Raw genomic sequence first — 9,347 nt, 5'->3', positions numbered from 1 at the left:
AGGCACTTGTTGCCGTAGACCCGCAGCTCACCGGCGGCGGTGGAGGTCCACTTCTGGTTGTTCTGACCGTTGCAGTCCCAGATCTGCGCCAGCGCCCCGTTGGTCTGCGACGCGCCGGTCACGTCCAGGCACCTGCCCGACCCCACACCCTTCAGCGCGCTCGTGCTCCCCGAAGGCGAGGGAGACGGCGAGGGAGAGGGAGACGGCGAGGGAGAGGGAGACGAGGACGGGGACGGGGACGGGGACGGGGACGGCGAGGGAGACGGGGACGGTCCACCGCCCTTGATGTCCTGGTAGGCGGATTCGAGCCCGGCCGCCGCCATCACGGACCGCGCGCCCGCCGGCCAGTTCCCGCCGGTGACGCCGACGTTGCCGGAGGCGGTGTTGCCGTGGCTGCCGGTGGTCACGTCGGTGCCGGTGTTGGTCGTCCAGTTGTTGGTGACGGTGAGATTGCCGGTGTTGTTGCCGCCCTGGTAGTTGCCGTGCGCGAACATCCACCAGCTCCCGTCGAAGACGTTGTTCGTCGCCGTGATGTACCGGGAGCCCTCGTCGAAGTACAGGCCGAACTGGCCCGTGCCGGCTCTGAGACAGTAGTTGCCGCTGATCTGGCCGTTGGGGTGGGCCGACAGGGTGTAGACGCAGGCGCCGTCGTTCATCTGCTGCATGACGTCGTGCACGTAGTTGTCGGTGATCCTGTTGCCGGACGCGGTGGTCGCCGTGGAGTACCGCGGCTGGTAGTTGTACAGCCCCCGGTTGGTGTAGTCCGGGCTGCCGCCGGCGTCATTGGAGCCCCAGCCGTACCCGAAGGCCACGCCCAGGTACGGCATGTTGTAGATCTCGTTGTGCGAGATGGTGGCGTTGGTGACGTAGGTGGGCAGGAACGAGGTGATCCCCCGGTAGTCCTGGCCCATGTCGTGCACCAGGTTGTTGCTGAACGTGAGATCCCGGTTGACCATCCGGGAGTCGCTGGGATGGTGCGCGTCGGCCTGCACACCGCCCGCCACGACGGCGCCGGCCGCGCTGTCGGCGAACACGTTCCCGGTGACCGTGACGGAGGCGGTGCCCAGCCCCACACCCGAGCCGTGGGCGTTGGCGTCGTTGCCGATGCCCAGCGCCGTCTGCCCGAGGTTGAGGAACCGGTTGCGGATGAAGCTGATGTTGCCGGCCGCTGATACCTGTACGGCGCCCGGCATCTGGTTCCAGTGCGGCCGGGCCGACTCGAACTGCGTGCAGCCGAACTGGCAGGACGACAGCGGGTTGCCGGGCCACCCCCAGGTGCCCGAGATGTAGGCCCCGGTCTGCTGGTCGGCGTAGCCCTGGTTGCTGCTGGGGCCGAGCCAGCTGGTGCCGGAGAAGGTGATGCCGGAGAACGCGATGTGATGGGCCGGGGCGGCGTAGGTGCCGCCGAGCTGTACGAGTGACTGCACGAGCGGGAACTCCACATCGGCGGTGCTCATGTTCTGCCCGGACCGCGGGATGTAGTACAGGACGCCGGTGCCGGTGTTGACGTACCACTCACCGGGCGAGTCGAGGAACTCGTAGGCGTTCTCCAGGTACATCGGCCCCTGGCGGTACGGGTTGACGATGGTGTCGTACCCGAAGATGTTGTTGTTCCAGGCCGGCTGCTTCATCGTGATGAAGTTGCCGGCGATGCTCTGCACCGGCACGTACCGGTCGGTGAACGAGCCGATGCCCTGCAGCTCGATCCGGCTCTGGTTGGCCAGGCCGTTCAGGTAGCTCAGGGCCCCGTTGGTGAAGCTGAGACCGCTGTTGGTCGCGGTGAAGTCCGCGCGGTTCAGCGTGGTGCGGGCGCGGATCGCCGCCGTGCCGTTGACGTAGAGCTGGCGGGTCTCGATCCCGGCGCCGACGTCGGCCCGCCAGATGTTCTTGCCGGAGTCGGCCTGCGTCCATCCGGTGACCGCCTTCGCCCCGCTGATGACGGGGCGGGCGCCCGCGGCGGCCTGCCAGCGGACGGTGTGGCCGTTGCTCCCGGAGTCGGCGGCGGTGAACCGCAAAGGCGTGGTGATCCGGTACACGCCGTCGGCGAGCTCCACGACGATGTCATCGGACATCGCACTGTTCAGCGATCGGACAGCCGTCTGAGCGGCGGACAGCGAGCACGGCTGAGCCGTGGAACAGTCGGTGCCCGTCCCCGACGGCGACACGTGGAGGGTCGTGGTGGCGGCGAGCGCCCCGGTGGCCGGGGCGATGACCGCCATCGCCGCGGCCAGCACCGCGGCGACGAGGCCGGCCAGAACCGTCCTCGGCGCCGCTGACGATGATGATGGATGCACGGAACTTCCTCACGGGGGTAGGGGGTGGTCAGGTCACGCCCTCCGGCGGGAATCTCAGCCGGACGGCGTGCCGTACGGCTGAGGGCCGGTCGTGCGGATCCAGCTCTCAGGTCAGCTGGACGGTGGTGCTGGGCGGCATGGCGACCGCGAGCCGTGGGCCGGCGCGCCTCGGCGGCGCGGCGACGCACCGGCGCCCGGGCGAGACCGTCGTTACACGCGGCCTGTGGTCCGCCCCAGGCCGTTCACGCGGTGTCACCCTCACCGAGCCACCCGGCCATCTCCCCGCCGAGCCGGGGATCGGCGTCTTCAGCCCGGGGCCCGGCGCCGGCAGCCGGTCGTGTCCATGTAGCGGTTTCCGATGGCTCACTTGATTTTCCAGATATGTCGCGGTACCACGTGCGTGGCGTCGCGAGGGGGGTGTTGTGATGGCAGGGGCGATGCGTGAGGTAGGTCGGCCACGATGTCCGGACGCCGTCGGGCGCCCCGCACCCCCGATGTGTCCAACCGGGAGGGGCCCCCGAGAGGAGGACGTCCCGGAGACTTAGCTACCAATTACGTTCCTCCCGCCGAGACACGTCAAGACCTTAAGCACACTTATTTCCGACTTCTCACAGGAAGGCCACCAGATGGGTGGGGTATCCGATCGGAGACGCGGGTGCCGGGATCACCCCTCCCACCTGCTAAGACGACCACCCCGTTGCCGCCGTGGACGTGAGTGCTCAACGCCGGGGAGGCGTTCGAGAGGGTCGAAGCCGGTCCACCACATCGGATAAGTCGTACTCTTCGGGTTGATAACAGGGGGAACAGACAGCGTGATCGATACCCCGCGCGCGGCAGGCGGATACCGGCCGGGCTACGAGGTGGCCGCGGAGCAGCTGCTGGAGCTGATCGCACGGCTGGGCCTGCAGCCGGGAGACCGCATGCCCACCGAGAACGAACTGGCACGGCAACTGGGCACGAGCCGGACCGTGGTGCGGGAGGCGGTGAAGATACTCTCCGCGCTCGGCCGGGTACGGGCCCAGAAGGGCCGCGGTCTCTACGTGGCCGACGACGAGGGGATGCTCGGCGCCGGACGCTGGGCGTCCTTCCTCCCTCCCACCGGCCCGGACCATGTGAACATGCTCTTCGAGTACCGCCGGGCGCAGGAGATGGAGACCAGCCGGCTGGCCGCCCGCCGCGCCACCCCGGGGGAGCTGGGGGCCATCCAGAGGGCCGCCGACCTGTGCCGCCACGGGTTCGACACCGGGCGTGAGGAGCTGTTCAACGAGGGCGACGACGCCTTCCACACCCTCATCGCCGAGGCGTCGCACAACGTGTTCCTGCAGATCGCCGTGAAGGAGGCCCGCCGGCTGCAGGCTCGGTCCAGCCTCGTCGGCCTGCGCGGCTCCGCGGGAGGGCATGCGGCCAAGGCCGTCGAGGAACACGACGCGATCTGCGAGGCCATCCGCGCCGGCGACCCGGAGGCCGCGGCCGAGGCGACGGCGGCGCACATCGACAAGGCCTTCGACGACTACCTCGGAGAGATTCGGCAGCACACCTTCTCCCCTCCCGTCTAATGCCCTTAAGCGGCCTTTCAAGGTAGATGGTGGATTTCTGCTGAGAATCCATTTCGCCCCGTTAGACGATCTCCTGTGCCGTGCGGTGCGGACGCCCTTAGGATCAACCGGGAAAACGGCGCGCACGGCCGCTGCGGCCTTTCCGCGCCCTGACGCCGTCAGCCGGCTGTGGTCGCGGTTCGCGAGCACCCGCGGGCGAGACGATGAAGAGCAGACACGGCAGGGAGCACTGATGTCAGACCTGACAGGACCGCAGGACGCCGCGTCGCGGATCAACACCTCGATCGCGCACCCGGCGCGGATCTACGACTATCTGCTGGGCGGCAAGGACAACTACGCGGCCGACCGGGAGGCGGCCGAGAACCTCGTCAAGGTCTCCCCGGGCACCCGTGAGGGCGTGCAGGCGCACCGCGCCTTCCTCCGCCGGACGGTGCGTCACCTCGCCGCCGAGGCGGGGATCACGCAGTTCCTCGACATCGGCACCGGCATCCCCACCCAGGGCAACACGCACGAGGTCGCGCAGCAGGTCGATCCCGAGGCCAGGGTGGCCTACGTGGACAACGACCCGATCGTCCTGGTGCACGGCCGGGCCCTGTTGAAGGGCCACTCCCCCGGGACGACCACGGTGATCGAGGCCGACCTCCGGGAGCCGGACGCGATCCTGTCCCATCCCGAGATCCGGGGCCTGATCGACTTCACCCGTCCGGTGGCCGTCATCCTGGCGGGCGTCCTGCACTTCATCACCGATGAAGAGAAGCCGTACGCGCTGGTCGAGCAGTTCAAGGCCGCGGTGCCGGCGGGCAGCCACCTGCTGCTCTCGCACATCACGCTCGACTTCGCCCCCCAGGTGCGCAACGAGGACTTCACCAAGCCGTACGACAAGAGCACCGCCCCCATGGTGCCCCGTACGCACGCCGATGTGATGCGGTTCTTCGACGGCTGGCAGCTGATCGACCCGGGCCTGGTCGAGGTGGTGCTCTGGCGGCCGGACGCGAACCGGGAACAGATCCCGGGCGGTCACGCCTGGGCGTACGGCGGCATCGCGATCAAGCCCTGACAGCCGGACCCGAATAACCCGTGGGGCGGCCCGGCCGGACCGCCCCCCGCGCTCAGCCGGTCACCTGCGGGTCCATTTCTGGTTGGCGCCGCCGTTGCAGGTCCAGATCACCACCTTGGTGCCGTTGGCGGTCTGCCCGCCGTTGACGTCCAGGCAGAGGCCGGACTGCACGCCGACGACCGTGCCATCCGATCTGAGGGTCCATTTCTGGTTGTCGCCGCCGTTGCAGTCCCAGATGCCGACCGCCGAGCCCGGCGCGGTCTTCCGGTCGAGCGCGTCCAGGCACTTGGTGCCGCCGAGCGTGCGCAGCTCCCCGGCCGATGTGGGGCTCCACTGCTGGTCGGCGCCGCCGTTGCAGTCGTAGATCTGCGTCGTCGCGCCGTTGCCCGGCGAGTTGCCGGCGACGTCCAGGCAGCGGCCGGACTGGTTGGCCACCAGCGCGGAGCCCTGCGGGGTCGCCGCGGCCCACGTGCCCGTCGCGGTGTCGATGCTCCACGAGTTGTAGTACGTGCTCATCGACGCGGTGGAGCCGTTGATCGTCAGCGGCAGCCAGACGGGCAGGGAGCCGTTCAGGTCGCCGGAGTTCCAGCGGTCGCCGATGTAGACGTACGTGGTGCCCGCCGTGCCGGACACCGGCAGGACGAACGAGGTCTGCGAGTCGAAGGTCCTGGTGCCGGCGGGGGCGAACGTGGTGAAAGCGCTCCATGGGCCGGACAGCGAGGTCGCCGTGGCGTACGCGTTGTCGTTGGTCGACCAGCCCGTCAGGTGCGAGGCGAACATGAAGTACCGGCCGTTCACCTTCACCATCGCCGGAGACTCCAGGTCGGGGAGCACGGCCGTCGCGCTCACGACGCTGGTGTAGTCGGCGGAGAGCCGGTCGATGCGCAGGCCGTTGTTGCGGTCCTCGGTCATCAGGTACGCGGTGCCGTCGTCGTCCTTGAACAGGCCCAGGTCGCGGCTCAGGAATCCGAGAGGCCGCGAGGACCCCCGGTAGGTGTAGGGGCCGCACGGCGTCGAGCTGGTGGCCACTCCGGCACGCGCGTCGCTGTAGGCGGTGTTGTCGATGTGCATCCACATCACGTACTGACCGGTGCCGGAGTTGTAGACGACCTTCGGCCGCTCCACGATCCGACCGGCCGCCAGATCACCACTCGGCTGCCGGCTCAGCGCGTTGCCCACCCGTGTCCAGGTGGACAGGTCGGTCGAGGAGTAGCAGGCGACCGCGGTGAAGGTGGCGCCGGCCGTCTTGTCCTCCCCCACCATGTAGTAGGTCGAACCCACCTTGAACACGCCCGCGCCGTGCGCCTGCAGCCTGTTGCCGGCGGTGTCGTACCACATGGTGCCGGGGGTGATCGTCGCGGGAGCGGCGAGGGCGGGCGCGGGCGCGATCAACCCGGCGAGCGTGCCTGCGGCGGCGGCGCAGAGCGCCAGGATCCAGGCGAATCTTCGTCTCATGGGTGCCTTTTCGCGTGTGGTGGGTGCGCGTCGGAAGCGGGCCGCCAGAGCGGTGACACGCGGGGAGGTTCTCCCATGCCGGAGCCGCACCGCGAAATCATGGAAATCAAGGGAAACGAAGCAAGGCCCGTGAGGTCGGCGGCGGCGTTCGTCACAGGGCCGTTCCACAGCCGGCGACCCCTGCCGTTCACCACCGACTCCGGCAGACGGACCGCCTGGCGACTCAGTATGAAAAGGACATGTTAATCATGTCAAGGGCGTGTAAACGAATCGATTCGATGCGCCTGGGCGTCATGCTCGGCCGGGGGCCAGGGGAGCCCGCCCATGAATGTTTCATCACAGGCGGACCCCGCACGAAGTGCGAGCGCCCTGATGGGAGGGGGCGCGACGGCTGTTTCGAGAGGGAGAGCCCGGCACCGGCCGCCGGCCTGAGCCTTGACAGGACGTCGGCGCTTCGTATTTGCTCCGCCTCACACCACCATCAGCAGGGCGGCGGACGGAGAGGACGACAAGCTTGCGACTGAATGTTAGCGATAACAACAGTGTTAGCGATAACAAGCCCAGGAGGGTTCGCGCGTCGGCGATCGCGGAGCCGCGCGCTTCCCGATAGCGGCCGGGAGCGTGCGGCGATCTCGTGAACGAGGTCGCGAGGTGACTCCCCTCGATCCGGCGGAATCCGGACCGGCGGGCCCGCCGGCACGGTCAGACCGCGCCCCGGGGCGGGCGTGGTTTCCGTCATGGCGTGCCGGGAGCCGCCACTCCCCCGTCCCGGCCGTCTTCGCCCCTCCGCACGCGGCTCCGTCCGGGACTGCTCATGTCTCGACAGGGTGCCACGCGTCGTCCTGATGGTGCCGATCAAGACCGATCTGTACTTCCGCAGCAACCCCGGAGCTCGTCCGTCGCGCTCTACCGCCGGTCGCGGGCAGCGGTCCTTCGGAGATCTTCCGACGGACCATGGCCGCCCCCTGGCGGCCCATCGTGCGTCTGTCCGGGTGTGTCCTTCCCCCCAAGGAGATAGAAGTATGCGACATTCATCCGTTCCGTTGTCGGGGCGTCTGGCCGGTGGGCGGCGTTCGCCCGCGGCCGTCGCCGGGTATGTGGTGGCGGCGTTGGCGACCATCCTGGCGTCGGCGCTCGTGTGGGCGGCTCCGGCGTCGGCGGCCACGGGGCCGGTGGTGAGCGCGTCCTCAGGACGGTGCCTGGACGTCTCCGGCGGCTCGGCCACGAACGGCGCGCAGGCGCAGATCTGGGACTGCAACGGCCAGGCGAACCAGCAGTGGACCACCACCACCGCCAATGAGCTGCGGGTCTTCGGCAGCAAGTGCCTGGACGTCAACGGGCGGGGCACCGCCGACGGCTCCACTGTGATCATCTGGGACTGCAACGGGCAGAACAACCAGCAGTGGCGCCTCAACTCCAACGGGTCCATCACCGCGGTCGGCGCGAACAAGTGCCTGGACGTGCCCAACAACGCCACGGCCAACGGCATCAAGCTCGTCATCTGGACCTGCAACGGCGGGGCCAACCAGAGGTGGACCATCTCGGGGACCAACCCCAGCCCGTCCCCGTCGCCGTCACCCTCGACGTCCCCCTCGCCTCCCCCTCCGGGGTCCCTGCCGTGTGACATCTACGCCGCGGGCGGCACGCCCTGCGTGGCCGCGCACAGCACGACGCGGGCGCTCTTCCGCTCCTACAACGGCAACCTGTACCAGGTCAGGCGTTCCTCCGACAACACGACCAGGAACATCCCCGTCCTGGCCACCGGCGGAAGCGCCAACGCCTCGACCCAGGACTCGTTCTGCGCCGGCACCACATGCGTCATCACCGTCGTCTACGACCAGTCCGGCCGGGGCAACGACCTGTGGTACCAGGGGTCGAGCGTGGTCCCGGGCTCGCCCCAGAGCAGCCCGGCCAGGGCGACCACCGAGTCGCTGACGGTCGGCGGCAACAAGGCGTACTCCCTCTACATCAACCCGGGCAACAGCTACTGGCGGGACGGCCACCTCACGGGCATCGCCACCGGCACCCAGCCCGAGGGCATGTACATGGTGACCAGCGGCACGCACGTCAACAGCGGCTGCTGCTTCGACTACGGCAACAGCGAGACGACGAGGAAGGCCGACGCCGCCGGAGCCATGGACGCCATCTACTTCGGCAAGAGCTGCTGGTTCGGCGGGTGCTCCGGAACCGGCCCCTGGGTCCAGGCCGACCTCGAATGGGGCCTGTTCCCCGGCGGCAGCTCATCGTGGAACCCGAACCAGAGGGCTTTCACCAGCAAGTTCGTCACGGCCACGCTGAAGAACAACGGGACGTCGCGATTCGCGATCAAGGGCAGCGACGCGCAGTCCGGCAGCCTGTACACCCTCTACGACGGCTCGCTTCCCAACGGCTACAGCCCGATGAAGAAGCAGGGGGCCATCGTCCTGGGAAGCGGCGGTGACTGCTGCAAGCCCGACGGCGGCGCCAACCAGAGCGCGGGCACCTTCTACGAAGGAGCCATGGTCTCGGGATATCCGTCGGACGCGACCGAGAACGCGGTGCAGGCCAGCATCGTCGCCGCCGGCTACCGCTGACCCCCGTCGCCCGCCGCCCCTGAACCGCAGGACACGGCGAGACCCCGCACGACAAAAGAGCGCCGGCTACCACCCTCCCACCGGACCGGTAGCCGGCGTTCGGGCGAGACGGACCACTGCTCAAACGAGAGAAAGCGCACTCCAAGATGCTCCTCAGAAATATGAGAAAGACGCTCGCCGTCGGCGCGGGGGCGTTGATCACCGCCGCCGCCGGCCTGGCCGGCGTCGGTCCCGCTCAGGCCGCGACGTCTGGGCCGTGCGACATCTACGCCTCGGGCGGCACGCCGTGTGTGGCGGCGCACAGCACGACCCGTGCGCTGTACGCCAACTACAACGGCCCTCTGTACCAGGTGCGCCGTTCCTCCGACAACACCACCCGTGACATCGGCGTCCTGGCCGCGGGAGGAGTGGC

At 69.0% G+C, this 9,347-nt stretch carries 6 protein-coding genes; 4 read left to right on the top strand and 2 right to left on the bottom strand.

Annotated features, from left to right (window positions below):
* Window positions 1–2,294: ricin-type beta-trefoil lectin domain protein (locus tag AB0B72_RS39885; protein WP_367744981.1), on the bottom strand; the 2,294-nt coding region annotated here is incomplete at its 3' end.
* 812 nt (window positions 2,295–3,106) lie between these two features.
* Here AB0B72_RS39885 and AB0B72_RS39880 point away from each other — a divergent pair.
* Together AB0B72_RS39880 and AB0B72_RS39875 are read left to right on the top strand one after the other, a co-directional pair.
* Window positions 3,107–3,850 (top strand): FadR/GntR family transcriptional regulator, encoded by a 744-nt coding sequence (locus tag AB0B72_RS39880; protein ID WP_367744980.1) that lies wholly within the window; start codon window positions 3,107–3,109, stop codon window positions 3,848–3,850.
* 232 nt (window positions 3,851–4,082) lie between these two features.
* Complete coding sequence (locus tag AB0B72_RS39875; protein ID WP_367744979.1) at window positions 4,083–4,907, top strand: SAM-dependent methyltransferase; 825 nt, start codon at window positions 4,083–4,085, stop codon at window positions 4,905–4,907.
* Window positions 4,908–4,967: 60 nt separating this feature from the next.
* Here the strand turns inward: AB0B72_RS39875 and AB0B72_RS39870 are convergent, their stop codons facing one another.
* Window positions 4,968–6,362 (bottom strand): ricin-type beta-trefoil lectin domain protein, encoded by a 1,395-nt coding sequence (locus AB0B72_RS39870; protein ID WP_367744978.1) that lies wholly within the window; start codon window positions 6,360–6,362, stop codon window positions 4,968–4,970.
* Between the two features lie 1,022 nt (window positions 6,363–7,384).
* Between AB0B72_RS39870 and AB0B72_RS39865 the strand changes: the two genes are divergently transcribed.
* Window positions 7,385–8,935 (top strand): arabinofuranosidase catalytic domain-containing protein, encoded by a 1,551-nt coding sequence (locus tag AB0B72_RS39865; protein WP_367744977.1) that lies wholly within the window; start codon window positions 7,385–7,387, stop codon window positions 8,933–8,935.
* A 161-nt stretch (window positions 8,936–9,096) separates the two neighbouring features.
* Window positions 9,097–9,347: arabinofuranosidase catalytic domain-containing protein (locus AB0B72_RS39860; RefSeq protein ID WP_367744976.1), on the top strand; the 251-nt coding region annotated here is incomplete at its 3' end.

The organism is Microbispora sp. NPDC049125 (assembly GCF_040802045.1).
Lineage (GTDB): Bacteria > Actinomycetota > Actinomycetes > Streptosporangiales > Streptosporangiaceae > Microbispora.
This window is presented reverse-complemented; position numbering and strand designations above follow the sequence as displayed.

Bases quoted from the DNA above. Each gene is read 5' to 3' on its own strand.
- AB0B72_RS39875 (WP_367744979.1), top strand. From the start codon at position 4,083: ATGTCAGACCTGACAGGACCGCAGGACGCCGCGTCGCGGATCAACACC.
- AB0B72_RS39870 (WP_367744978.1), bottom strand. From the start codon at position 6,362: ATGAGACGAAGATTCGCCTGGATCCTGGCGCTCTGCGCCGCCGCCGCA.
- AB0B72_RS39865 (WP_367744977.1), top strand. From the start codon at position 7,385: ATGCGACATTCATCCGTTCCGTTGTCGGGGCGTCTGGCCGGTGGGCGG.